Annotated in this window: 28 protein-coding genes and 1 pseudogene; 26 read left to right on the forward strand and 3 right to left on the reverse strand. The window is 41.4% G+C overall.

The genetic code is table 11. The features are described from left to right. Positions 1 to 17: 17 nt before the first annotated feature. Positions 18 to 716: a GH25 family lysozyme gene (locus VJ09_RS00800; protein WP_044639828.1), complete on the reverse strand. Its 699-nt coding sequence runs from the start codon at positions 714 to 716 to the stop codon at positions 18 to 20. Between the two features lie 494 nt (positions 717 to 1,210). Between VJ09_RS00800 and VJ09_RS00805 the strand changes: the two genes are divergently transcribed. Then, positions 1,211 to 1,531, forward strand: coding sequence for a DUF3817 domain-containing protein (locus VJ09_RS00805; RefSeq protein ID WP_044639829.1), 321 nt, complete (start codon positions 1,211 to 1,213; stop codon positions 1,529 to 1,531). A gap of 283 nt (positions 1,532 to 1,814) precedes the next feature. Here VJ09_RS00805 and VJ09_RS00810 read toward each other — a convergent pair whose 3' ends face one another. Together VJ09_RS00810 and VJ09_RS00815 are read right to left on the reverse strand one after the other, a co-directional pair. After that, positions 1,815 to 2,372: a hypothetical protein gene (locus tag VJ09_RS00810; protein ID WP_044639830.1), complete on the reverse strand. Its 558-nt coding sequence runs from the start codon at positions 2,370 to 2,372 to the stop codon at positions 1,815 to 1,817. Positions 2,373 to 3,182: 810 nt separating this feature from the next. After that, on the reverse strand, positions 3,183 to 3,797 hold the full coding sequence (locus tag VJ09_RS00815) for a PH domain-containing protein (protein WP_044639831.1): 615 nt from the start codon (positions 3,795 to 3,797) through the stop codon (positions 3,183 to 3,185). 150 nt (positions 3,798 to 3,947) lie between these two features. Here VJ09_RS00815 and VJ09_RS00820 point away from each other — a divergent pair, with 150 nt between their 5' ends. From VJ09_RS00820 to VJ09_RS00930, 25 genes and pseudogenes are all read left to right on the forward strand, one after another. Further along, entirely contained in the window at positions 3,948 to 4,391 is a 444-nt protein-coding gene (locus tag VJ09_RS00820; protein ID WP_044639832.1) for a GNAT family N-acetyltransferase, read from the forward strand. A gap of 453 nt (positions 4,392 to 4,844) precedes the next feature. Further along, a pseudogene (locus VJ09_RS00825) lies at positions 4,845 to 5,774 on the forward strand (macrolide 2'-phosphotransferase). A gap of 106 nt (positions 5,775 to 5,880) precedes the next feature. Beyond that, a complete protein-coding gene (locus VJ09_RS00830) occupies positions 5,881 to 6,198 on the forward strand; it encodes a WGxxGxxG family protein (protein WP_052807153.1) in 318 nt (105 codons plus the stop codon). 129 nt (positions 6,199 to 6,327) lie between these two features. Then, on the forward strand, positions 6,328 to 6,447 hold the full coding sequence (locus tag VJ09_RS18230; protein WP_230199066.1) for a PCYCGC domain-containing protein: 120 nt from the start codon (positions 6,328 to 6,330) through the stop codon (positions 6,445 to 6,447). A gap of 169 nt (positions 6,448 to 6,616) precedes the next feature. Beyond that, on the forward strand, positions 6,617 to 6,916 hold the full coding sequence (locus VJ09_RS00835; RefSeq protein ID WP_044639833.1) for an EthD family reductase: 300 nt from the start codon (positions 6,617 to 6,619) through the stop codon (positions 6,914 to 6,916). Between the two features lie 13 nt (positions 6,917 to 6,929). Beyond that, the gene (locus tag VJ09_RS00840) at positions 6,930 to 7,340 is read left to right on the forward strand and encodes a PaaI family thioesterase (RefSeq protein ID WP_044639834.1); all 411 of its coding nucleotides are present in this window, start codon (positions 6,930 to 6,932) and stop codon (positions 7,338 to 7,340) included. Next, positions 7,327 to 8,115, forward strand: coding sequence for an enoyl-CoA hydratase-related protein (locus tag VJ09_RS00845; protein WP_147635399.1), 789 nt, complete (start codon positions 7,327 to 7,329; stop codon positions 8,113 to 8,115). Before VJ09_RS00840 ends, VJ09_RS00845 begins: the two co-directional genes overlap by 14 nt. A gap of 24 nt (positions 8,116 to 8,139) precedes the next feature. Further along, on the forward strand, positions 8,140 to 9,465 hold the full coding sequence (locus VJ09_RS00850; RefSeq protein ID WP_044639835.1) for a phenylacetate--CoA ligase family protein: 1,326 nt from the start codon (positions 8,140 to 8,142) through the stop codon (positions 9,463 to 9,465). 10 nt (positions 9,466 to 9,475) lie between these two features. Continuing rightward, positions 9,476 to 10,243 (forward strand): enoyl-CoA hydratase-related protein, encoded by a 768-nt coding sequence (locus tag VJ09_RS00855; RefSeq protein WP_044639836.1) that lies wholly within the window; start codon positions 9,476 to 9,478, stop codon positions 10,241 to 10,243. Between the two features lie 10 nt (positions 10,244 to 10,253). After that, positions 10,254 to 11,030, forward strand: a complete 777-nt coding sequence (locus VJ09_RS00860; protein ID WP_044639837.1) for an enoyl-CoA hydratase/isomerase family protein — start codon at positions 10,254 to 10,256, stop codon at positions 11,028 to 11,030. 13 nt (positions 11,031 to 11,043) lie between these two features. Continuing rightward, positions 11,044 to 11,898, forward strand: coding sequence for a 3-hydroxyacyl-CoA dehydrogenase NAD-binding domain-containing protein (locus tag VJ09_RS00865; RefSeq protein ID WP_044639838.1), 855 nt, complete (start codon positions 11,044 to 11,046; stop codon positions 11,896 to 11,898). Beyond that, positions 11,882 to 12,634: a 3-hydroxyacyl-CoA dehydrogenase family protein gene (locus VJ09_RS00870; RefSeq protein WP_044639839.1), complete on the forward strand. Its 753-nt coding sequence runs from the start codon at positions 11,882 to 11,884 to the stop codon at positions 12,632 to 12,634. The genes VJ09_RS00865 and VJ09_RS00870 overlap by 17 nt, the downstream gene beginning before the upstream one ends. Further along, positions 12,634 to 13,830, forward strand: coding sequence for a thiolase family protein (locus tag VJ09_RS00875; protein ID WP_044639840.1), 1,197 nt, complete (start codon positions 12,634 to 12,636; stop codon positions 13,828 to 13,830). Before VJ09_RS00870 ends, VJ09_RS00875 begins: the two co-directional genes overlap by 1 nt. Next, a complete protein-coding gene (locus VJ09_RS00880; RefSeq protein WP_044639841.1) occupies positions 13,831 to 14,229 on the forward strand; it encodes a thioesterase family protein in 399 nt (132 codons plus the stop codon). It begins immediately after the preceding gene. An 80-nt stretch (positions 14,230 to 14,309) separates the two neighbouring features. Further along, a complete protein-coding gene (locus tag VJ09_RS00885) occupies positions 14,310 to 14,828 on the forward strand; it encodes a DinB family protein (RefSeq protein WP_044639842.1) in 519 nt (172 codons plus the stop codon). 123 nt (positions 14,829 to 14,951) lie between these two features. After that, complete coding sequence (locus tag VJ09_RS00890) at positions 14,952 to 15,422, forward strand: DinB family protein (RefSeq protein ID WP_044639843.1); 471 nt, start codon at positions 14,952 to 14,954, stop codon at positions 15,420 to 15,422. Between the two features lie 316 nt (positions 15,423 to 15,738). Continuing rightward, the gene (locus VJ09_RS00895; RefSeq protein WP_044639844.1) at positions 15,739 to 16,197 is read left to right on the forward strand and encodes a MerR family transcriptional regulator; all 459 of its coding nucleotides are present in this window, start codon (positions 15,739 to 15,741) and stop codon (positions 16,195 to 16,197) included. Positions 16,198 to 16,210: 13 nt separating this feature from the next. Beyond that, positions 16,211 to 16,666: an SRPBCC family protein gene (locus tag VJ09_RS00900; RefSeq protein WP_044639845.1), complete on the forward strand. Its 456-nt coding sequence runs from the start codon at positions 16,211 to 16,213 to the stop codon at positions 16,664 to 16,666. After that, positions 16,663 to 18,222, forward strand: a complete 1,560-nt coding sequence (locus tag VJ09_RS00905) for an MFS transporter (RefSeq protein ID WP_044639846.1) — start codon at positions 16,663 to 16,665, stop codon at positions 18,220 to 18,222. Before VJ09_RS00900 ends, VJ09_RS00905 begins: the two co-directional genes overlap by 4 nt. Positions 18,223 to 18,490: 268 nt before the next feature. Next, positions 18,491 to 19,423: an aldo/keto reductase gene (locus VJ09_RS00910; RefSeq protein ID WP_044639847.1), complete on the forward strand. Its 933-nt coding sequence runs from the start codon at positions 18,491 to 18,493 to the stop codon at positions 19,421 to 19,423. A gap of 214 nt (positions 19,424 to 19,637) precedes the next feature. Then, positions 19,638 to 20,012: a GNAT family N-acetyltransferase gene (locus VJ09_RS00915; RefSeq protein ID WP_044639848.1), complete on the forward strand. Its 375-nt coding sequence runs from the start codon at positions 19,638 to 19,640 to the stop codon at positions 20,010 to 20,012. A 244-nt stretch (positions 20,013 to 20,256) separates the two neighbouring features. Next, complete coding sequence (locus tag VJ09_RS19075; protein ID WP_407689982.1) at positions 20,257 to 20,580, forward strand: SOS response-associated peptidase; 324 nt, start codon at positions 20,257 to 20,259, stop codon at positions 20,578 to 20,580. A 77-nt stretch (positions 20,581 to 20,657) separates the two neighbouring features. After that, the gene (tnpB, locus tag VJ09_RS00925) at positions 20,658 to 21,788 is read left to right on the forward strand and encodes an IS200/IS605 family element RNA-guided endonuclease TnpB (RefSeq protein WP_044639849.1); all 1,131 of its coding nucleotides are present in this window, start codon (positions 20,658 to 20,660) and stop codon (positions 21,786 to 21,788) included. 40 nt (positions 21,789 to 21,828) lie between these two features. After that, positions 21,829 to 21,990: an SOS response-associated peptidase family protein gene (locus tag VJ09_RS19080; protein WP_082050498.1), complete on the forward strand. Its 162-nt coding sequence runs from the start codon at positions 21,829 to 21,831 to the stop codon at positions 21,988 to 21,990. Between the two features lie 452 nt (positions 21,991 to 22,442). Continuing rightward, positions 22,443 to 24,698: an ATP-binding cassette domain-containing protein gene (locus VJ09_RS00930; protein ID WP_044639850.1), complete on the forward strand. Its 2,256-nt coding sequence runs from the start codon at positions 22,443 to 22,445 to the stop codon at positions 24,696 to 24,698. Positions 24,699 to 25,520 lie beyond the last annotated feature (822 nt).

The following is a 25,520-nucleotide window of genomic DNA, read 5'->3' on the forward strand; positions in this document are numbered from 1 at the left end:
GCATATGATAAATCGTCTTATTTTGATGCCTTCAATACTTCTAAGTCAGCACTTTTTAGCACATTGATATCTACATAAGTTTCAATTCCATCTACATGACCTCGATTGTGATATTGCCAAATAAGCCAATCGCGATCTAGAGTAGGGTGCTTGTAGATATCGCGAATCCAAATCCGATGATCTAGGAAATGACCTTTTACATATTTGTCGTAAGTTTCGTATGTAACGTAGAGAATTGGTTCTTTTCCGTAGTGTGCATGGAGCTTGTCTGAGAATGCTTGCAATTCATTCCGCACCTTTGTTTGTTCGTGGTAGGGAGGAATTTCTAGATCAATGACAGGAGGGAGGGCATCAGATTCCTTAGGCACTGCTTGTATAAAATGCATCGCTTGAGTTTCTCCAGAACTCCTCATCGAGAAAAAATGATACGCTCCTGTGAGGAAACCTTCCTGTCTTGCCAATTCCCAGTTAGTTTGAAAGCGGTGATCCGTAAAATCGTGTCCTTCTGTTGCTTTCATAAAGACAAAGGGGTATTCTTTTTTATCTAAGACTTTCCAATTAATCACACCTTGATGATGGGACACATCCAGTCCCTTAACCTCATACCACATAGCAAATAGGTCGTTGTGCCAAATATATCCCTGATAGTCCAACACGAATAATATTCCAAGGGTGAGTAGAACGATAAGGGTTATCATAATAATTTTTTTCATCATAAAGGATATTGATCCTTTCCAAATGGAAGTCTATCCCAACTATACAATAACACCATACAAAGCGTATCGTTGTTATATGAATATTTCAAAACAGTATTTTTTATTGTTTAAACAAGTTTGCAAAACAGACTGATGTTATGTAAAAAGTGACAAAAAAAGAAACATCCCAACCCTTATATTCTTTTTAAGACTGCGAATTGGGAATTCTCCCTATTTTATTGGGTTTATATAAAAGGGAGCGTTGCTCGGTATCTCCTTTGTGGAGATGCTTAGATCAACCATTTTTGGTATCATCTAATCATGAGTGCGGAAACACTATAAACTATCATTCGAGCGAAAACTCGGTAAACTAAACCTTATTTAGATATGGAACGTATCTTCGTAGAGAATGCGACGTTTGGTCGATTCAATGACCAAGGAGCTCGCCATTTCAATAGCGATGTAGTTTCACGATAAGAGAATAGTAAGATCTTATGGGATAGGTGATGATGTAGATGCTAAAAACTCCAATAGGGCGACTCCGTTTTGTTGGAACCCTAGAGGCGATTTCCTATCTAGTTTTGCTTGGAATCGCGATGCCTCTTAAGTATATGATGGACATGCCAATGGCTGTTACGATCGTAGGTGGTGCACATGGAGGTTTATTCATCCTTTACTTAGTGGCTGCTGTACATGTGAAATTTGTTCATAACTGGTCATGGTCCAAGGTCTTTTATGCTTTTGTTGCATCAGTGCTACCATTTGGGCCATTCGTTTTTGACGCAAAGGTGGCAAAAGAAGAAGGACAACCTACTTCTGCAAAAGCTAGTACGTAAACTATTGTAAAATAGAGAGAAACACCCTTCTCTGGTCAGAGAAGGGTGTTTCTCTCTATTTGCTTTTAGAGCAGCCTGCTCCTCCCACCCTAACAGCTTGCGAACTGCCCTGATCATCAGGAAAGTAAGAACAGGATTTTGTCTATGACTAAGCACTCTTGCTTGAACATTTCTAATAAAAAAACTAAGTACTGTGGACTAAGTTCTGAGAACTTATTTCCTATTTAAAATTAGATGCAATTTTTTAGGGTTTTCTACGCTGTAAAAACAAAGAGAGTTTAGATTATACTTCGAGTCCAATCAAGTTTGTAGTAGCATTGGCGATTTGCATTGCACCGTCTACTTGTTCCATGAATTCTATGTTAAACTGGTTGATTTTTTCCACTTCATTTCGAGGAAATAAATATAAAAGATCTGCATCATCTACCGAATCTCGATCCCGTTTTTGATTATAACGTTCTACTTCTTTTTCGGCACGCTCGATTGCATCATGACAAGAATGAACTAAATCTTGATTCATCTCAATCAAATGATTTTTGTAAATGAGTGCTTCGTGTAAAGTAAAGGTTTTACCTGCAACCGTAATCTTGGTTTGAATATTGATTCGATCAATCGCCGATTTAATTTGAAAAAAACGTTTTGTCAAATCATGGTAGGATTGGATTTTGGCTTGGACTTCTTTTTCTGCCTGTTTGACGCTATATTCCTGGTTTGCCCCTTTAATTCCCCAAGGATGCTTTTTCTTGGAAGACCAGGCGGAGTAGATACTAAGTTCTTCTTGAATCTTCGCCATTCTTTTTTTGAGAAGTTTTAATTCAGAGAGACCTTGTTGGATGAGCAAACAATCTACTTCCCTTCGTATCCGAAATAGTACTACGATTATAACAAAAACATTTACACTACTTGATGTTTTTTATGAAGAAAATGAAAACTAAGCTTCAAGATAAAACATAGGAGGTATGAAGGATAGTTTATCGAATGTACGAATTGGAATGGTAACATTGAGGGTGTCAGATCTTGCGAGATCTACTTTGTTTTAACAAGAAGTGCTAGGTTTGAAAATTTGAGAACAAATAAAAACAACAATATTACTTGGAACAACGAATTAACGGAGTAAGAGCAGCAAAACCATCAAAAGATTCAAAAGGACTAGTGGAATTCGAGTTGGGTATTTCAGACAACGATTGGGATGCACTAGAGGAACGGTTGAAGCTGGAAAATGTGTTAACTGAAAAATGAGGACAAGGTGAGAGGAGACAGACAATTCCTCCTCCTATTAGCGATCGGCAAAGGCTCCTGTTGGTCTTCAAAGATTAAGATGGAGAGGCTAAAGCTAAGAAGGACAAAAAAATATTTCTTGATTGGTAAGTTCTTGATGGAGATAAAAAAGAGTTAACACAGGCTCTAAGAAAATAACTCCACCCTATATATTAGACCAGTAGATTTTGTGAATATTATGTTCAGATAACAGTATTAGTTCGCTCCTTGTCGTACATTTAGGTAGTATGATATCTCAATAGTACAAACATTTTTCACAAAATTATAATTATCATAAAAATAATATTATTAATTTGTTCTTGCTTTTTATGAAATAAATAAATGAAAAGGACAGATTCCGATATGGAATTTGTCCTATGTATTATGAGTTTTATTAGTTATTTATATATTTTTCGAATACAAAACCAAAATCTTTGACACGATATTTTTGTTTCGCTTGTTGGTTCCAGTCAAAGGTAAATTGGTTGATTGCTTTAAATTGCTCTACGATATCTGCTTCGGTGTTACGGATGGTTCCCACACTAGAAGCAGCGACCCCGATACTAGCTTTCGCATCTTCAAGAGCTAGTTGATTATCCCGTTTGATCTCTGCCAATTTAAGAAGTGCTTTGTAGAGATCTTTCACTTCTTCTAGATGCTTTTTATGGACATCGATAGAGTATTGTGCATTACCCAAGGTGAATTTCAACTCTACATCCATATCTACTGTTCCTGCAGTTTCCAAAAGAATGTCTTGGATATTGCTTCGGTAATAGTCAAAGCGACGAAGAACACGTTTTTTGCTCATGGCACTTGTACCATCTAAATGAACGAGAGCTTTGTTGGTAAAGCAGTATTCATCTGATTTTGACTTGATTAGGAAGAAAATCTTTTCCCCATCTTCGTGCATTACATAATCGTCAGCATCTACCTTATCATAGTTCTCCGGCTTGATAACCGATCCAATATCACTTAGACCCAATACGTCTGCTGCTACTTTTCCAAACATGTACTTCATCCTTTCTTTTATAAAACTCCTTTTTTATTATATCATGAAGGAATCGAATGAAGCAGTTTGATTGGAAACGTGAGAGAAAATAAATACCAGTAATTGCATTCGATGTCGAGAAATATCAATTATTTTATTGGAGGCATGTCTATGTGGAGTTATAAAACATACGATGAGTTGACTAAAGAAGAGTTACATATGATTTTACGAGAGCGTGTTCAGGTTTTTATTGTCGAACAAGAGTGCCCATATCAGGAGATTGACGAACACGATTTTAACTCATACCATCTATTTTTTGAGGAAGAAGGAGAACTACGAGCTTATTTACGAATTCTTCCTCCCAATACACGTTTCCCAGAAGCATCGATCGGCCGTGTAATCGTAAATAAGGAGTATCGTGGTCAAGGATATGCTAAACAGATGATGTCCATGGCGATAGAGTTTTTGGAGAAGGAACTGAAGGTGTCTGAAATTAAGTTAATGGCACAACTGTACTTACAAGATTTCTATGCTTCTTTTGGATTTGATGTTGTTTCGGATGTATATAATGAAGATAATATTCCGCATATCGATATGATCCGCAAATGTGGGTAGGCAACGGTATGTTGTTGTAATATTTTGCAATTTATGATAGGGTAATAAGTAACTTTTATTGAACGGAGGGTTTTCGTATGGCATATTGCCGATTCCGATTTGTTACTTTGTGTCACTAATACAATAGTGCTCAAACTCTGCTTGTGTGCAGGGGATCGGGATTGGTCTGTCTATTAACGGAAACCTTTTTTATACAAAAGGGGGTAGAGACAAATTTTCCTTCTTTTGTTTGCTTGGATAATGAATAACAATGGGATGCTATGGGAAACGGTTTGCTGTGCCTAGTTACATGGATGATGCGTATCAGACTGTTCAACACCAGAAGCGCAATAAGAAGATCCATTGTTATTCATAGATCAAGGTTTTCTAATTCTCTTATAGTCCTTTTCCGTGACTCCTTACACAGGCAAATTGTCTGTGTTTTTTATTTGATCCGGATTGGAGAGATCAGGAATGTCCCATGTAAATGAAAATAGTAAGAATAGCGCGGTAGAAATTTTGTCATTAGCACAAAAAAATGGTCTACAACTGGCTTGGGAAAGTGCAAAGATAGAGGAATCTGGGATGGATTTCCAAGTAGTATTTGTAGATGATCTGAAACAGGTTTCTTGGGTTCTTCGAAAGCCAAGACGTTCAGATGTACTGGAGAGAGCAGAGTTGGAAGGGAAGGTATTACACCTTGTAGGAAAACATCTTCAGATTGCTGTCCCGGATTGGAAAATATTCACACCAGAGCTCATCGCCTACCGAAAATTGAGTGGAGTTCCGGTCGCTACAGTGGATCTAGTAGCAAAGAACTATGTGTGGAATCTGGATCATGAGTCTCTTTCTGATGGTTTTGTCCAGTCGCTTGCAGAGGTATTGGTGGATCTTCATGGAATAGATCATGATAAGGTTAGAAAAGCAGGTATTCCAGTGCTAGAACCAGCTGAGGTACGCCAGACGCTACTAGAGAATATGAAGAAAGTGAAACAAGAATTAGGAGTTAGTACTTCATTATGGGAACGTTGGCAAAAGTGGGTTGGAGATGATTCGTATTGGCCAGAGCATTCGGGATTTATCCATGGTGATTTGCATTCACCTCATATAATGATTGATTCAAATGAGCAAGTAACAGGTCTTCTCGATTGGACCGAAGCAAAAGTCACTGATCCTTCTGTAGACTTTACCTTGTTTTCTTATATTTTTGGAGATCAGGCACTCGATCGGTTGCTCGATGCTTACCAAAAGGCAGGAGGGCGAGTTTGGCCAAGGTTATGAGATCATATCCTAGAACGTTTGGCTGCTTATCCGATTGAGGTAGCGTTGTTCGCTCTATTATCCAATGATGAAGCGATATTACAAATGGCACGAGTGGGATTAGGATTAGAGGAACCTAAATAGCAATATTGCAAAGACTTAGCTCAATTAGAGCTGGGTCTTTTTTTATGGATATTCCTCCCTCTTTTTAGTCAAAATAACATTATCTAAAAAGAAAGGAGGATCTATGATGAAAAAAGTATTACTTGGAATTGTGGTTTCTATGTTTATATTCGGTTTCACGGTACATAACGTTGATTCCATGTTTGAGTCTACTTATGCGACAGCAGTAACCATTGTTGGTGACAATGACGAAAACGACAGAAACAACAATGTGAGAAATGACTTAAACGATGTAAGAAATGATATCAATGATCAAAGAAATGATATCAACTATACCCGTACTGCTGCTAATAATGCCGCTGACAATGACATGGATTTTGGTTGGATTGGACTGTTGGGGTTAATTGGTCTAGCTGGTTTGAGACGTAGAAACGAGGCTAGATGACGATTTGATCGGTGTTTAAAAGCTACTGAAAAATGCTATCAAAGCAAACCAGTAGCTTTTTTATTTTATCACTTGTATAGGGTAGGGGGTATATTATGTTTGGGTTGTAAATAGGAGGTAATATACCTATTGGATCTTCTAAAACATCATAAAGGTGGAACACAAAATGTCAAAGAAATTCGCCAGATGATAGACACGAAATATCAAAAAGGTTATGCAAAACCAATTCATACACCATTACCTGTATAAATGAAAAAAGTGTTACAAAGCTCTGTTTTCGGTCGGGGGCTTTTTTGTTTGGAAAAACTTCTTGTCAGGAAGATATCCTATTAATATACTAAAAATAGAAGGAACGTTTTAAAAACGTTATATAAATAATTCGTTATACAAATAAACGAATGAAAGCGGAGGGATCAGAATGGTAAAGCTAGTCGCAATTTACCGTCAACCAGAAAATAAAGAAGAATTTGATCGTCATTATAAGGAAGTTCATGCACCACTTGCTGCCAAAATGCCAGGATTACTCAAGATGGAGGTAAACCGAGTCTATGGAACTCCTATGGGTGAAAGTGATCTCTATCTTATTGCAGAGATGTACTTTGAAAACCAAGAAACTCTAGAGCAAGGACTTGCGTCATCAGAAGGTCGTGCAGCAGGAAAAGACTTGATGGGATTTGCAAAGAAGCTGGTGACGATGCATTTTGCAGAAGTAGTGTAGAGGTGTACGAGAAATGACTACAACAACACAGAATCGCTTTAACCAGTTGTTAGGTATTCAAGTTCGGGAAATAAATGAAAGCGGTTGCACTGTTATATTGGAAACTCAGCCTGATTTTGAGAATAGTCTAGAAGGGATCATCCATGGTGGAGTGACTTATACATTAGCTGATGTAGCGATGGGACATGGTGCGGTAGCTGTAGTGGAAGGTATCCAACAATGCGTGACCGTGGAGTGCAAAATAAATTATCTCCAGCCAGCTCGTGGTCGATTTCTTACGGCACAATCTCAAGTGTTAAAAAAAGGGAACAAGATTATTACGATGGAAGCTAGGGTATGGGATGAGCTAGAAGAACTGGTTGCAGTAGCGCTCGGAACCTATGCACGGATTCATCCAAAGGGGGGAGAAGATGGAAGTGAATGAATTAATCTGCTTGGAAAAGCGTGGTTATTTGGCAATATTACGCCTAAATCGACCAGAACATTTGCATGCTCTACATTACGATATGTTGTTGCAATTGGAGACGAAGCTTGAGGAGATTGCACAAGACATTCAAGAGACAAGAGTAGTAATGATCGCCTCATCAGGACGTGCCTTTTGTGTAGGAGCTGATCTAAAAGAACGTCGTACACTGAATGAACAACAGGTTCGCCGTAATGTACGAAAAATTCGCGATGTATTTACTACAGTAGAGAGACTGCCACAACCTACGATCGCTGCGATCAATGGTTTTGCTTTTGGAGGGGGGTTAGAACTGGCTCTCGCATGCGATTTTCGCTTAGCAGTAGCAGAAGCGCAACTTGGCCTGACAGAAGTAAGTCTTGGAATCATCCCAGGTGCTGGGGGTACGCAACGTCTTACAAGGCTGATTGGACCTACCAAGGCCAAAGAGCTCATCCTGACAGCACGTAAGATTTCGGCTGAAGAAGCAATGCAACTTGGAATCGTATCTTATGTAACCAAAAGTGTGGAGGAACTGGAGGAAGCATCGGTTTCTCTAGCTGAGGAGATTTTGCAAAATGCACCACTCGCGGTCTATCAAGCGAAGTATGCAATTGATAAAGGACATGGGGTAGAAATACAGACAGGATTAGATATTGAATCCAAAGCATATGAAGTAATCATTCCTACCAAAGACCGGATAGAAGCTCTAGAAGCATTTCGTGAAAAGCGTAAACCTCTTTTTCGTGGTGAATAAAGGTATTGCATAGGGGGAGACCAGATGATTTTTAACGTAGAGATGGAAACGATGCCACATGATCAGATGAGAGAACTACAACTTCAACGTCTCAAAGAAACCCTACAGCACGCCTATCAACAAGTTCTTTTTTACCGTGAGGCAATGGATCAAGCAGGGATTCACCCTAAAGATATTATGTCTGTTGATGATATCGCAAAATTGCCTTTTTTACAGAAAAAAGATCTACGAGACCATTATCCATTTGGTCTATTCGCGGTAGAGAGGAGCAAAGTAGCTCGAATACACGGATCTTCAGGTACCAAGGGGAAACCTACGATAGTTGGTTATACCAAAGAGGACTTAGATAACTGGGCTGAAATTGTAGCCCGGGCGATTTGCTGTGCTGGTGGAAAACCAGGTGATCTTTTCCACAATGCATATGGTTATGGGCTCTTTACTGGTGGGCTAGGCTTACATAATGGAGTGGAGCATCTAGGAGCCACAGTTGTACCAGTTTCAGGTGGAAATACTTCACGTCAGATTACACTTATCCAAGATTTTGCTCCACGCGGAATTGCATCCACGCCATCTTATTTGCTAAATATAATCGAAACCATGCGCAAAGAGGGGATTGATCCAAGCAAAACCAGCCTGGAGTACGGTGTTTTGGGGGCAGAACCTTGGTCGGAAGAAATGCGTCAACAAATAGAAGAAGGACTTGGGATCAAAGCAGTCGATATTTATGGATTGAGTGAAGTGATGGGACCAGGTGTTTCGATTGAATGTGCCGAGGCACAGGATGGGCTTCATATAGCCGAGGATCATTTTATAGCAGAGGTGGTAGATCGCCATACAGGGAAAGTTTTGCCTTATGGAGAGATAGGCGAGCTAGTCTTTACCTCCTTAACGAAGAAAGCGTTTCCGGTAATTCGATATCGAACTGGTGATATTGCTTCATTGCACTCAGAAACATGTTGTTGTGGACGTACTACCTTACGCATGTCTCGTATAAAAGGTCGTGTGGATGATATGCTCATCATTCGAGGTGTCAATGTTTTTCCAACAGAGATCGAATCGACATTACTCCAATTTACGGAATTATCGCCTCATTATCAGGTAGAAATCATGCGAGAGGGTTCACTTGATCGCTTTGAAGTGCATGTTGAGGTGACGCGTTCTTTTATGGAGCAAGTACCAAATTGGGAAACCAGCGACACCCTTGCACTTTTAAAATCCGCAATCTGTTTACAGATGAAAGAAAACTTGGGTGTATCGATTCATTTACAGATCCATGCCGCAGATGTTCTGCCGCGAAGTGAAGGCAAGGCGATTCGAGTGGTAGATAAACGAAATTCAGTACAGGTATAGGAGGAAGTATATGGAGTTTTTACGAGTTCGACAGGAAGAAGCGGTAGGGATTATCGAGCTATATCGCCCTAAAGTATTGAATGCCCTGAATATACCGTTAATGGGGGAGTTAGTGTCAGAACTTGAGCGGATGGAACGTGATGATACGATTCGGGCGATCGTCCTTACGGGAAATGAACGAGCTTTTGCAGCTGGGGCAGATATTCAGGAGATGGCGGAGGAAGATGCGATCTCGATGCTAGTTAAGGATCAGTTTGCGCAGTGGGATCGAATGAATCAGATCACTAAACCTATTATCGCCGCAGTAAGTGGATACGTTTTGGGTGGGGGTTGTGAGTTAATGATGCATTGTGACCTCATCGTTGCTTCCGAGACGACCCAAATTGGACAGCCAGAGATCAATTTAGGAGTTATGCCGGGAGCTGGTGGCACGCAACGTCTCACCAAACTGATCGGGAAAATACGTGCGATGGAGATGCTTCTTACAGGAGAACCAATCTCAGCTACCGAAGCCTTACACTTTGGGCTTGTAAATCGGGTAGTTCCCGTAGAGTTTTATTTATCAGAAGCGATTGATCTCGCACATAATATCGCTGCTAAGCCGCCTGTAGCTGCCAGAATGATTAAAAAATCTGTGCAAATCGCCCAAGATACCACCCTTGCCGAAGGACTCTCCTATGAGCGAAATGCTTTTTATCTCTTGTTCGCAAGTGCTGATCAAAAAGAAGGCATGAAAGCATTTATGGAAAAGCGTCCAGCTGATTTTAAAGGAAAATAGGAGGTTTAAAATGTACGAGACGATTCTCTATGAGCAGATTGGACAGGTGGGCAAGATTACGTTGAATCGACCAGAAAAGTTTAACGCTTTTACTGAACAAATGCATCAAGAGTTGGTTCAGATATTCCGTCAAGTTGGACGAGATGAGAATGTGCGAGCAGTGATTTTAACCGGAGCAGGCCGTGGTTTTAATGCGGGGCAAGACCTGAAAGAATTCCAGACTGCTAATATTCCTTTTAGACAGGCGCTAGAAGAACGTTATCATCGGGTTTTATTTGCCCTAGAACAGATCGAAAAACCGGTGGTTGCAGCAGTCAATGGAATTGCAGCTGGGGCTGGGATGAGCCTAGCCTGTGCCTGTGATTTACGTGTAGTATCAGAAAAAGCTTCCTTTGCAAATAACTTTATCCATATTGGGCTAATCCCAGATAGTGGTGGGAATTACTATCTTCCTCGGCTTGTAGGGTATGGTAAGGCGATGGAGCTAGCGATGACTGGAGAAAAAGTGTCTGCTGAAGAGGCTCTACGAATCGGACTTGCGAATCGTCTCTTTCCACATGTTCGTTTTGAGGAGGAATCATTAGTCTTTACTCAACATCTAGCCAATCTTCCTACCAAATCAATGGGATTATTAAAACGAGCTATGAAAAAAAGCTTCCACCAAACTCTTCCTCAAGCACTAGAGTATGAGGCGTTTCTACAAGAATTGGCTGGAGGGACGGAAGATTTTCAAGAGGGAGTACTTGCCTTTTTAGAGAAGCGCCCTCCTGTATTTAAAGGAAAATAAAAGGGGGAGGCAGATGGTCCAGACAATCGGGATAGTGGGAGCAGGTACGATGGGGGCTGGAATCGCTCTTGTTTGTATGAGAAGTGGTTACCAAGTGGTGATTCAGGATCGAAGTGAAGAGATGCTGCAAAAGGCTCACACGTATCACAAGGAAATGTTGACCAAGGATGTCCAAAAAGGAAAGAAGACAGAGGAAGAAAAAAAGCAGATTCTCCATTCGACCGTATATACACAGGAAATGGATGATTTCTCCATCTGTGAGGTTATTTTAGAGGCGATTCCAGAAAAATTAGAGTGGAAGCAGGATGTTTTTGCGAAGTTGGAATCCATCTGTTCAGACGAGACATTACTACTTAGCAATACCTCTTCACTCTCCATTACTGCCATCGCCGCAGGTCTTTCCCATCCAGAGAGATTATTGGGAATGCATTTTTTTAACCCAGCACCAGTGATGCGTTTAGTAGAAGTAGTTCAAGGAAAGAAAAGTGATCCGATACATGTTCCGGAAGTAGTGCAATTTGCAAAAAAGTTAGGAAAGATTCCAGTAGAAGTACAGGATACACCCGGATTTCTCGTCAACCGTATTGCTAGACCTTTTTATAATGAGAGTCTAAGGATCTTAGGGGATCAAGTTGCGAGTGTGGAGCAAATCGATCGAATATTAAAGCAGGCGGGTGGGTTTCAAATGGGACCGTTCGCCCTGCAGGATCTGATTGGAATCGACGTGAATTATGTAACGACTGAGTCGGTGTATGTGGACTTTTTTTATGAAAAACGTTTCCAGCCTAGCCGTATTCAACAACGAATGGTGCAAGCCGGAACATTAGGACGGAAGTCAGGAGAGGGATATTATGACTACGACAGCTAATTTGGTGTTACTAGTAGGACAAAGCCCTCTTTATCAGGAGTTGAAAGAGTTATTAGAGGCAAAAGGATATTTGGTGACAAGTGAGATTGATAGATCTACATCATCTGATTTAGCAATTGCAATCGAAGTGACCAATCTAGAGCTAACTCGTAAGCAATCCCTACTCCAACAACTAGATGCAATGTGTTCAGCTCATGTACCGATTTTGACAACAACACTAGGAGTAACAGCGACAGAAGCCGCCTCTTGGCTCACCCACCCTTCACGTCTGGTTGGTTTTGGGACTTTTGTGCCGCTCTCTCATCGGTGCTTGATCGAGGTTGCTCCTGCACTCCAAACGGATTCAAAGGTGTTATCAAAGGTAGTGGCTTTTCTGGAGACTCTTTTTCCAGAAGTAGAGATTGTAGATGATGAGGTAGGATTGGTGTTTCCTAGAGTCCTTTCGTTGATAATCAATGAAGCCATCTTTGCTTATATGGAAGGAACAGCAGAGAAAGAAGCGATCGACACAGCGATGAGATATGGGACTAATTATCCAATGGGACCATTTGAGTGGGTAGATCAAATTGGATTAGATGAAGTATATGCGGTCATCAGGGGATTACATCAAAACTTGGGAGAAGAAAGATACCGCCCTGCTCCATTGCTTCGTAAAATGGTGCTTGCAGGCTGGTACGGCGAGAGAGCAGGCCGTGGATTCTATGTCTATCCTAGAGAGAAGGAGGGGTTAGCATAATGTCTGAAGCAGTGATAGTAGATGCAGTCCGTACTCCGATTGGGCGATATGGTGGTCAGTTTGCCTCCGTACGACCTGATGACTTAGGAGCGGTTGTGATTCGTAAGTTGTTAAAGCGTCATTCCATCGCAGTGCAGATCGAAGATGTCTATATGGGTTGTGCCAATCAGGCAGGGGAAGATTGTCGCAATGTGGCACGTATGTCTTCACTTTTAGCAGGTTTACCAGTTACTGTACCGGGTGTGACCGTAAATCGCCTTTGTGGATCAGGACTAGAGGCAGTTAATCAAGCTGCCAATGCCATTCGCTCAGGACAAGGATCTGTTTATGTAGCGGGTGGAACAGAGAGCATGACTCGTGCTCCTCTTGTCATGATGAAACCTGGTACTTCATTTGCCAGAGGTGACCATCAGCTAGTCGATACTACACTAGGTTGGAGATTGGTCAATGAAGAGATGACAAAGGTTTATCCTCCCATTTCCCTCGGAGAGACTGCGGAACGAGTGGCAGAAAAGTATGGAATTTCCCGCACAGCACAAGATGAGTTCGCGATTAGTAGTCAACAGAAGTATGCACAAGCCCTAGAGGAAGGCAAGTTCAAAGAGGAAATCGTGCCTGTTGCAGTCAAAGGACGTAAGGGAACGGAACTAGTGATGACAGATGAGCATCCACGCCCAGAAATAACGTATGAAAAGATTGCCAAACTTCCCCCTGTTTTTCGAGAGGGTGGCACAGTGACAGCAGGTAACTCATCTGGACTCAATGATGGTGCAGCAGCTCTCCTCATCATGGAGCGTCAGAAAGCAGAAGAGTTATCATTACGCCCTCGTGTAAAAGTCATCGCATCCGCTGTAGCTGGGGTAGATCCTTCTCTAATGGGAATTGGGCCTATTCCTGCAACGCAAAAGGGTCTCGCTCAAGCAGGATTGTCCATTGACCAAATCGATTTAGTAGAGATTAATGAAGCATTTGCAGCGCAAACATTGGCATGTATCCAAGAGCTACGGATTGATCCAGCCAAAGTAAATGTTAATGGGGGAGCAATCGCACTAGGACATCCGCTTGGTTGTAGTGGTGCTAGGATCATGACGACCTTGATTCATGAAATGGAACGCCGCCAAGTGAGATATGGTCTGGCTACGATGTGTATTGGGGTTGGACAAGGTATTGCGACAATTGTGGAGCGAGTGAGTTAGATGAAGCCTGGACTATTACCTGGAATGAAGCAGGAGATTACCATCACAGTAGAGGAAAGTATGCGCCCAGCTTTTGATGAAGTGGTAATACATGATGTAATGTCTACTGTCTCCATGATTTATCAGATGGAACGAGTAGGTAGGAAGATGCTTGTCCCATATCTAGAACCGCATGAAGAAGGAGCAGGTTATGCCCTCGATGTTTGCCATACTGGCATAGCCGTGATCGGACAAGAGGTGACGATCACGGCTATTTGCACAGAGGTAAGTGATCGACGATTGGTTTGTGATGTCGTGGCTCGTACAGTAGATAATGTAGTGGGAGAGGGCACTTTTACACAGGCAATTTTTCCAAAAGAGAAGTTGACGAGGAAAATTGCTAAGTTTGGAATGAGATAAGCTTTAGTATGCTCTAAGGTATTTTGTTTCCCGTCTAGAATAGATATTCATAGAATTGAATTATCTGGGAGGTTGAGCATTTGGGGAAAACGATAGTTCCATTATTTGATTTTCACTTATGGGCAAATAAGCGTATTTTTACGAGAATAAAAGAGTTGCCAAAAGGTACAGCCCAAAAGGAAATCGCAAGTGTATTTCCGTCTATCCAAAAAACAATGGAGCATGTGTATTTAACAGATCATACATGGTATCAAATTCTGCTAGGTAAAAATTTTGAAGAGGTAAGGCAATGGACGGCGGAACGTAGTCAAGAGATTGTTGGAATTGAGCTTACTGAATTAGAGAAGAAGTATACAACTCTATCTAGTAATTTCCGAAATTTCTTAATCGAACAGGAAAACCAAGGGAATCAGGTTAACCTATTTCATCCCTCCTATGGAGCTTTGGAAACGGAGCTAGAGGAAATCGTTCGACATGTAGTGAACCACGGAACGTATCATCGAGGTAACATTGCTGCGATGATTCGACAGCTTGGTTATGAAGGAGTTGCGACAGACTATATCTATTATCTCTATGAGAACTCTGTTAAACAAAACTAACCAATTCAATTATTATTTATACAAAGATATTGGACATGGTATCAGAAAGTTCTCAAAAACGGTCACATAGCTATTTAAGTGGCACTTTTTCCGAAAATATATCTGTTCATGGAGGAGATAACTTTGAGTAGAATTGACCTACTATTACACGCGCTAGATTCAACGTTTGATAAGGAGAGTTGGTATGCTCCGCTCCAACATGCAGTGGAAGGAATCACGGCAGAACAAGCTAGCTGGAGACCCACTGGAGAGGCAACGAAAACAATCTGGGAGAACGTTAATCATCTCATTTATTACAAAGAGAGACTTGTTGCAAATTTAGAAGGTCGTGAATGGACGCATAATCTCGACGGTGATGAAACCTTCTATTTCACTGAACAATCAACTGATGATAAGGAATGGAAAAAAGTCGTGGAACGTGCTGAAAACATTCAAAGCAGTTTAAGACAGATTCTGAGTAACATTTCTGTTGAGGACTTTGTTCAAAATTCCCTTGAAGAGAAACTATTGGACATATTTCTTCACGACGCTTACCATACAGGTCAAATTATTCAAATCAGAAAAATGCAAGGGTCATGGCCATCCCATCGCTGACCAAACAAAAAGTAGTTACTACAACAAGACAGCAGTCATTGACAGGAGAAGGTCCTGTCACCAAAGAACGGATTCAATAAGCTATGGAAAGTATCAGTTCAGAGAAAAAATATATTTGATTTGAGTCAAATATATTTAAACACCATGAAAAGCTGTCAATTTCCATAAATGGATTGACGGCTTTTTTTCAATCTTCCGCCTTCCGCACTTAGAGATTACTTATTTTTATATTCCTCTTGCACCTTACGTAGCGTAATGCCTTATAGTAAAAGCACATGAGAGAAATACATAAAAAATAAAGCAAAGGATCTGATGTATGGAACCACAATGGAAAGTAGGTGAACTAGCAAAGCTAACAGGCTTAACGATTCGGACATTGCGTTATTACGATCAGATTGGTCTATTTTCACCTTCGGAATATACGGAAGCTGGACACCGCCTCTATAACCAAGCCGATCTCTCGCGGCTACAACAGATTTTATCGTTAAAAGAATTGGGGTTATCACTTGAAGAAATAAGATCAGCGTTGGCAGAAACCTATTACGATCCGTCACGAGTCATTTCCTTGCAAATCGCTCGTCTCAAAAAGAATATTCAATTGCAACAGACTATGTTACAAGAACTCGAACATGTTTGGGAAATGATGCAGCAAAACAGACCTTTGACGCTGGATGACTTTACCCGATTATTAGAACTGACGAAAAAGAGAAATGAGAAATATTTTATCAGCTGGGAACGCAGCTTAGATATGCTAGGTGATTATCTAACCGAATGAGGAGGACATTAAAATGACAGAACGTTTTGTCAAACATGATACATTTGTGATCGAACGGGAGTACAAAGCTAATTTAAAACGGGTATTTACTGCATGGTCAGATCCAGAACAGAAAGCACAGTGGTTTCCGAAAGCTGAAAAGTTTGAGTTTGTTGTTGGAGGCCGTGAATGGAATCAAGGGGGACCTTCAGGAGGTCCAACGTTTACATATGATGCTTCCTATCAAGAGATTGTCCAAGATCAACGAATTGTCTATACATACACGATGGATATGGATCAAGTGCGTATCTCAGCTTCTATCGTAACTGTTGAATTAAAGCCAGTAAACGCAGGTACCCGGTTGATTTTTACGGAACAAGTTGCTATGTTTGATGGTCATGATCGCGTCGAACATCGCCAGCATGGAACGGAAGCGTTTTTGGACAAGTTAGAGAGTCTATTTCAAACAGGTACTCAGGTAAAAAAATGAATAGGATTCCAACAAAGGCAGGTACGCGAGAATGGTTGGGATTGGCGGTACTCGCCCTTCCCGCCCTGCTCACTTCGATCGATGTCTCGGTCATGATACTTGCCCTCCCACGTATCGCGACACAATTAGGTGCCGATAGTGCTGAACAACTCTGGATTATGGATATCTACGGATTTCTCATCGCTGGATTTTTGATTACAATGGGAACGCTAAGTGAACGAGTTGGACAGCGCAAACTATTGATTATCGGTGGAACAGTATTTGGTCTTGCTTCGTTACTGGCGGCCTTTTCACAGAATGTCGAAATGTTAATTGTGGCTCGAGCGATCTTGGGAATTTCGGGTGCTACATTGTTTCCTACAACATTTGCTTTGGTAAGTCATTTATTCCAAGATCAAAAACAACGCTCCTTTGCACTGGGACTCTATATGACCTTTTGTATGGGGGGAATGGCGTTAGGACCACTTGTTGGCGGTGCGATGCTTGAATACTTCTGGTGGGGAGCCATTTTCTTGCCTGCAGTTCCTGTCATGATCATCCTGCTAACTGTAGCTCCCTTCTTGCTTCCTGAATTCCGTAATCCTGAAGCGAAGCAAATCGATTTATGGAGTGTGTTGTTATCGTTGGGCACTATTTTGCTTGTGATCTATGGAGTAAAGGAAATTGCAAAAGATGGATTTCAGCTTGTTTCTATCGTTGTCATGATCATCGGAATTGTACTTGGCATTCTGTTTATCCGACGACAAAAGCAAGTCACCAATCCATTGTTGGATTTGCGTCTATTTTCCAACTCAGTTTTTCGTGTTTCTTTAGGGGGAATGTTTAGCATCACGCTTACCGGTGCATTTATGCTATTTGTATCTCAATATTTCCAGTTTGTACAAGGTTTATCACCGCTTCAAGCTGGGTTATGGACGCTTCCGAGTGTGATCGCTTCGATGCTAGGATCATTTTTCGCACCGTTGATTGCTCGCCGGATTAGACCTGCTTATCTTATCGCCTTTGGGATGATCATTTCGATGACAGGTATGCTCTTCGTATTCCAATTAACGGTGACATCGGGCCTAGCCATAGTTGTCATCGCGCATATCCTCTTTAATGTAGGAGCTTCGCCTTTGACGAGTCTCTCTTCTGGTCTCGTCGCCGAGTCAGTTCCGCAAGAAAAAGTCGGTTCTGCAGGTTCCATGTTACAAACAAGCGGTGAGTTGGCTTTTGCTGTAGGGATTGCAACAATCGGCAGCTTAGGTACAGCCGTTTATCGTCACCAGATCACTGATTATCTGCCAGCTCATCTACCTCCAAAAACGGTCCAGTCTGTTCAAGAGAGCATTGCTGGTGCTGTGGAAGTTGCCAAGCGTCTTTCAAATTCTATCGGTTCAGAGCTATTAAGTAATGCTTACCATGCTTTTATCAATGGAATGATCGCTGTCTCTCTTGTCTGTGGACTGATCTATGTGATGATTGCATTTGTTTTCTTAAAGCAAATGCGTCATATCCTTCCAATTGGAACACCGCAGGATTCAAAGGATTATCAAAAACAGTACCCAGTAACATAGAAAATGACAGTTTTGATAGAGAACTCAGTTTGTAGACCTTTGCTTAAGCAGGCTTGTCTACAAGTTTTTTTGTCGAAGAACTGTAGGGTACGGCAACGATTTATGAGTCATTCATGTTTTGCCCCCTTTGATGTTTCGCCTGTTATGATTGACGAGGTTTACCAACCGTTCGCTTTAAAGCTCAACGTGTCTGTCTAACCTAGCCTACTTACCTCGTTCATTTTCGAAGAGGCAGTACATTATTAAAAATGAGAGGGAGTTGAAGAGAATGACAAAACAAACACGAATTGGTAAAACAGATTTAGTTGTCAATCCAATCGGACTTGGAACAAGTGCTGTAGGTGGGCACAATATTTATCCTAATTTAAATGAAGGAGTAGGAAAAGATTTGGTGCGGGCTGCGATCAACCATGGAGTGAATTTTTTAGATACAGCGTTTTTTTATGGAACAGGACGTTCAGAGGAGCTAGTAGGTGAAGTGATAAAAGAAGCAGGAAAGCGTCATGAACTCATTCTTGCAACAAAAGGCGGCCTTACACTTGTCGACAATGATGTTGCCATGGATAATTCGCCTGCTTTTTTAAAACAAACCGTTGAAGATAGTCTGAAAAGGCTGCAAACTGATTACATCGATTTATTTTATATTCATTTTCCAGATCAGGATACACCGAAAGATGAGGCGGTTGGAGTCTTAAAACAGCTAAAGGACGAAGGTAAAATTAGAGCAATTGGCGTTTCTAACTTCTCACTTGAACAATTAAAAGAAGCAAATAAGGATGGCTATGTCGATGTATTACAGGGGAACTACCATTTGCTGCAGCGTGAAGCGGAACAAGAATTCTTTCCATATACGTCAGAGAATAATATCTCGTTTATTCCATTCTTTCCACTAGCATCAGGCTTGCTGGCCGGTAAATACAGTAAGGATATGACATTCAATGATCTGCGCAAAGATATGCCCCACTTCCAGGGCGATAAATTTAAAAAAAATCTAGAAAAGGTAGAGCAGCTCCGTAAAATTGCAAATGAAAAAAATGCCGAAGTTGCTCATGTAGTTCTTGCTTGGTATTTAACACATGATCCAATTGATGTTGTCATTCCTGGAGCAAAAAGAGTAGAGCAAGTGCTGGATAATTTAAAAACGTTAGACGTCCACCTGACAGAAGAAGAAATCGACGAAATTGCCCGTATTTTTGAATAGGTTCTCTGTAGCGAACATATTCAGGCCGATCCCGAAACTTCTTAGGGTCACTGTTCAATTTGGGGAAATTGTATGCTAAGGGGAAAAGCTCTTGATTCTTTTTTATAACTCGTCAGGTTCTCTTTCAGAATGTCACGAGTTTATTTATTATTATTGTATATAACACCGTTTTTTGGAATATTAATAGCCTAAAAAATCGTCATGTTCTACACATTTGTACCGTTTAGGTTCTAAACAAAAGGAAGGGGAGATCCTTGGTTATATTAATGGCCCTATCATTAATCAACCTTATATAACCGATGCCCTTTTTGAGAAAATCAAAGAGAACCCAAAAAGTGGCGGATATCAGAGTATTTTAGGTTTAGCAGTGTCCAAACAAGCTAGAAATCAAGGGATTGCAAAAATTTTGATTGAGAAAATGGGAGAGCTTGTAGAAGAAAATAGAAGAGAAGGAATTACGTTAACATGCAAACGGGAATTAGTTACTTTTTATGAAAAATTTGGATTCGTTAACCATGGCATGTCTGAATCAAAACATGGAGGAGTACGCTGGTATAACATGGTCAAATTAAGAGAGGGTATGAATTGATTCTTTGCCCTTGTAGAAGCAATTTGACCATTCGGGAATAACAATCCGAAATAATAAAATATCAATTTTATATGGGGTATTTTTGTAATGGTTTTTTTCCGGAGTGATGAAGGAAGCAGAGAGATTTCAATTTCATCTAAGTTTTCCCATTCAAGCAAGCTATAATATTGCTCCTACACAAAATGTTTTAGTAGTGAAAGAAGAGGAAGGGGAGAGGGTTCCTGATATGTTTCGTTAGGGTTTAATCCCCTTTTGGGCAAAAGACAAGAAAATTGGGAGTAAGATGATCAACGCCCGTGCTGAAACTGTAAACGAGAAGCCTTCGTTTAAGCGTTTGTTATCAAGAAAACGTTGTCTCATCCCATCAAGTGGCTTTTTTGAATGGGCTGTGGTGGAAGATAAGAAACAGCCTTATTTCATTCGATTGAAGACAAAAGTGCTCTTTTTCCTTTGCGGGATTATATCTTTACGAGTAGGAAAACCCCTAGCTTTAGCCATGGGGATGAAAGCGAGCGTCAGACGAGGGAGGGGTGTTTTTCCCCTCTCGCAAGTCGGACCATTTTTTTAAAAATCAGTATTGCGAACATATATTCTTTTGTTAATATATCATTAGTTACTTGAGAAGCAACCAAGGAGGTGAAGTACATGCATAAGGCATATAAGTTTCGTTTGTATCCAACAAAAGAACAGGCAATTTTAATCAACAAATCCATTGGTTGTAGTCGGTTCACTTTCAATCACTTTTTAGCCAAATGGAACCAGCAATATGAGCAAACAGGGAAAGGACTCACTTACAACGCTTGTTCCATCCTCCTTACGGGACTCAAAAAAGAGCTGAAATGGCTAAAAGAAGTAGATTCTACTTCTCTGCAAAACTCATTGAAAAATCTAGCAGATGCCTTTTCTCGCTTCTTCAAAAAGCAGAATGATCGCCCGAAATTTAAGAGTAGAAAGAATCTAGTTCAATCATATACCAGTCAATGCAACCATCCAAAGCAAGGAAAACCAACAATGGAAGTAGTAGGAAACAAAATCAAGCTACCGAAGCTTGGTTGGGTGAAATTCGCTAAATCTCGTGAAGTGAAAGGGCGGATTCTTTCTGCTGCCATTCGTCGGAATCCATCCGGTAAATACTTTGTTTCCATTCTTTGTGAACTAAATTACTGTTTCTATATTCCAGTAGACAAAGAAAAAGTGGTCGGGATCGACTTGGGATTAAAAGATTTCGCTATTCTTTCCAATGGTGAGAAAGAAAACGCACCTAAATTTTTCCGAAAATACGAAAAACGGTTAACCGAAGCTCAGCGAATCATGAGCAGACGTACCAAAGGTGGGTCCAATTGGGATAAGGCACGTATCAAAGTAGCTAAGATCCACGAAAAGATCACAAACGCTCGTCATGACTTCCTTCACAAACTGTCTACGAAGCTGATTCACGAAAACCAAGTCATCAGCATCGAAGATTTACAAGTGAAGAACATGGTCCAAAATCACAACTTAGCAAAGTCTATCATCGATGCGTCATGGTCTGAATTTGTTGCCATGCTAGAATATAAAGGGGAGTGGTTCGGGAGAACCATTGTGAAGGTTGGAAAACAGTTCCCATCCAGCCAACTTTGTTCTTGTTGTGGTTACCGAAACAAAGATGTGAAAGAACTTAAGTTAAGAGAATGGACATGTCCTGCATGTAAGGTACATCATGATCGAGACATCAACGCTGCCAAAAACATTTTGCAAGAAGGGATGAGATTAATCGCCGTGGGGCTCACGGTTTGAGCTTGGTCAACTTCCTTGGGATACCGAGGATTATCCAAGAATCCCCTGCGTTTACGCATGGGGAGGGTCAAGGGATACTTGGGATAAAGAAGGCGATGTTCTACATACTTGTACCATCATTACTACCAATGCGAATGATTTGATGAAACCCATCCATAATCGGATGCCTGTTATTCTGGATCCAGAAAGAGAAGCGATCTAGTTAGATTCGAACATAGAGGATTCAGTTTATCTGAAAAATCTCCTAACCTCTTATGGAAACTTATCCTGTGTCAAATGTGGTAGGTAGCCCACGGAATAACACCGATAAAAATATAAGATCATTAAATTATCTATAAAAAAAACCTGAATATAGCAGGCTTTTTCATACGAATTGTCAAACAATTGAAAGAAAGTCCTAACTCTATGTTTAAAGAGTAAGGGACTTTTTTTATTCACAAAGAAGGAGTAGGAGAATTGACTGGTTCGGGACCTCGCTTGATGAGTAGTTTCTTCCCTTGAACGACATAGAAACTACTCGGCGATAAACAACTGCTCATAAAAAGAGATTAGAAAAGCTTGCTCTAATCAGTAACAAAAGATAGAGGGGATATTATCGATTGGGACAGAACTTATATAAAAGAGTATTTAGAAAAAGGAGCTATGGAAAGAATCATGAGTGAATTGAATCAGGATCATATCGTAATCACAGGTGCGAGAGAAAACAACCTCAAGAACGTATCCTTGCGCATTCCCAAGCGGAAGATCACGATCTTCACGGGGGTATCTGGATCAGGTAAGTCATCGATCGTCTTCGATACGATCGCCGCAGAATCCACGCGATTGCTAAATGAGAACTTCAGTATGTTCGTGCGAAATTTCCTGCCCCGCGTTCCACAGCCGGATACAGACTCGATCGAAAATCTTAGCATGGCTGTTATTGTAGATCAGAAGCGGCTGGGCGGCGGTTCCCATTCTACAATGGGCACGATTACCGATATTTCTCCCATTCTCCGTCTTCTCTTTTCCCGAGTGGGACAGCCCTATGTTGGACCAGTGAACATGTTTTCGTTTAACGATCCGCAAGGCATGTGTCCCGAGTGCAACGGGATCGGTCGCAAGCTGGGCGTCGACATGGGCAAGGCGGTGGACATGTCAAAGTCGTTGAATGAAGGGGCTATTATGCTGCCGGACTATTCGGTGGGCGGCTGGGAGTGGAACATGATCGTGCAGTCGGGGGACTTCGATCTCGACAAGAAGCTAAGCAATTATTCGGATGAGGAACTGGAGCAACTGCTGTACGCCAAGGCAAGGAAAGTTAAGATGGATTTCGCCGGTAAGGCAACGAATATTACAGTGGAAGGCGTTATAGAGAAGTTCACCAACAAATATATCAAGCAGGATGTGAAGATGAAGTCCGAGCGCACGCAAAAAGCGGTTGCGCCATTCATCTCTGAAGGTCCGTGCTCCAGTTGCCACGGCGCAAGACTCAGTCAAGCAGCGCTCAGCTGCAGGATTAATGGACTCAACATTGCAGAAATGTCCTCCATGGAGGTTGGTCAGCTTATCCGTGTCATTCAGGAGATAGTTGATCCCGTAGCCGCGCCGATCGTTAAGTCGCTGTCGGAGCGCTTGCGGCATCTGGTGGATATCGGACTTGACTACTTGACGTTGGACCGCGAGACGGATACATTGTCCGGTGGCGAATCGCAACGCGTTAAGATGGTGAAGCATCTGAGCGGTAGTCTGGTAGATGTTACTTACATTTTCGATGAGCCCAGCGTTGGTCTGCACCCCCGTGATGTTCACCGGTTAAATGAATTGCTTCAGAAGCTAAGCAACAAGGGCAATACCGTGATCGTCGTCGAGCATGATCCCGATGTGATCAAAGTGGCGGACCATATCGTAGACGTCGGGCCTCATGCCGGTAGTCGTGGCGGTACCATCGTATATGAAGGTAGCTTTCAAGGCTTGTTGGAGGCAGATACGCTGACGGGCAACCATATGAATCGGCCACTCCAGCTAAAGAACGATTGGAGACAGCCATCTGGTAAGTTATCTATCAAGGATGCCACACTGCATAACCTGCGGAACGTAAGTGTAGATATTCCAACTGGAGTGATGACAGTCGTTTCGGGTGTCGCCGGCTCGGGCAAGAGTACGCTGATTAACGAAGTATTCCTAAGCCAGCATCCGGATGCGATCGTTATCGACCAATCGGCGGTAGGAGTGTCAACACGCTCGAATCCCGCGACCTACACGGGAATTATGGATGATGTACGAAAGGCATTTGCTTCCACGAACAAGGTCAGCCAAAGCTTGTTCAGCTTCAACTCCAAGGGGGCTTGCGAGAATTGTCAAGGGCTGGGTGTTGTGTATACAGACCTTGGATTCCTTGACAGTGTGAAGCTACCATGCGAAGTATGTGGAGGTAAACGGTTCAAGGAAGAGGTACTTGCGTATAAACTGAACGGCAAGTCCATTGCAGAAGTGCTGGAGATGACGGTGGAGCAGGCATTGGACTTTTTTCAGCTAAAAAAGGTTGTACCTAAGCTCCAGGCGATGAGTGATGTGGGGCTGAACTATATTACACTCGGCCAGCCCCTCAGTACGCTCTCGGGTGGGGAATGCCAGCGCATCAAGCTGGCAAGCGAGCTGCATAAGAAGGGCAGTATCTACGTGATGGACGAACCGACAACCGGCCTACATATGTCTGATATCGGTCATCTTCTGGGGATCATGAACCGGCTCGTAGATGCCGGCAATACGGTGATCGTCATCGAGCACAACCTCGATGTGATCAGCCAAGCGGATTGGATCATCGATATGGGACCAGACGGAGGCAGTAAGGGCGGCCAAGTGGTATTCGAGGGCACACCTTCGCAGATCATTGATGCGAAGCAGTCGATTACGGGAAGATACTTGAAGTAGTCATCAAATTTACTTTCGTATAAAGAGATTAAGCGTAAAACCACTGTTACAAAATCAACGTTATATAGAGAGATTGAGAAGAGAGGATTGACTAGGAATTAATCTAGTCGCTTTTTTTGTCTAGAAAATTTTCTTGTTTAGAGCATCTGAGGCACGTTTTGCGGGATTTTTTTATATGATTCGTGTTAAGGATGGATAAAAGTTGTGATAGTATCACAGATCTTTAGGTAAGATTATTTCACTAAAACTGTGATGGCTTTGCTATTTTCGCTGTGTGCTATTTTTTACTTTTCCTAAGTTTGTGATGCTTGTCACTGCAGATCAAGGAGCTCATGAGTTTGTAGCATATCTTGTGATAATAGTGGGTTACGGAATGCTAATTGCCTGGGCTATTCTGTTGTCTTCTGCTTTGCGGATTATTAGTTGCTCATTAAAAAAAGTATTTGAGATAATTAAGAGTAAATCCAGATGATTAAAGGTGTGGTTTTATGGGTTTTGATGTTGTTTTGTATGACCACAAGGGTCAAAAACTTGAGTTTTTTGAACTCTCCCAAAGTCTAAATAACGCAAATAAAGGTAATAGGTTTTGTCCAATCATTTGATAGTTCGTTTCTTCTGATGATCAGAGCATTATTTTCATAGTCAGCATCAAAATCTTCAAAACAACCGAAAATATATAAGAAAAAATCCCTATTACCAAGATTTAACTGGTTATAATCATGTTTCAACTGAGCAATAGAACTCTTTGGTTTTTTACACCACTTACAAATTGGCCACTTATCTATTGGAAATCCTCAAGGGTAGCCTCCAAATTTTTCATAA

This window comes from Risungbinella massiliensis (genome assembly GCF_000942395.1).
GTDB classification, from domain to species: domain Bacteria; phylum Bacillota; class Bacilli; order Thermoactinomycetales; family Thermoactinomycetaceae; genus Risungbinella; species Risungbinella massiliensis.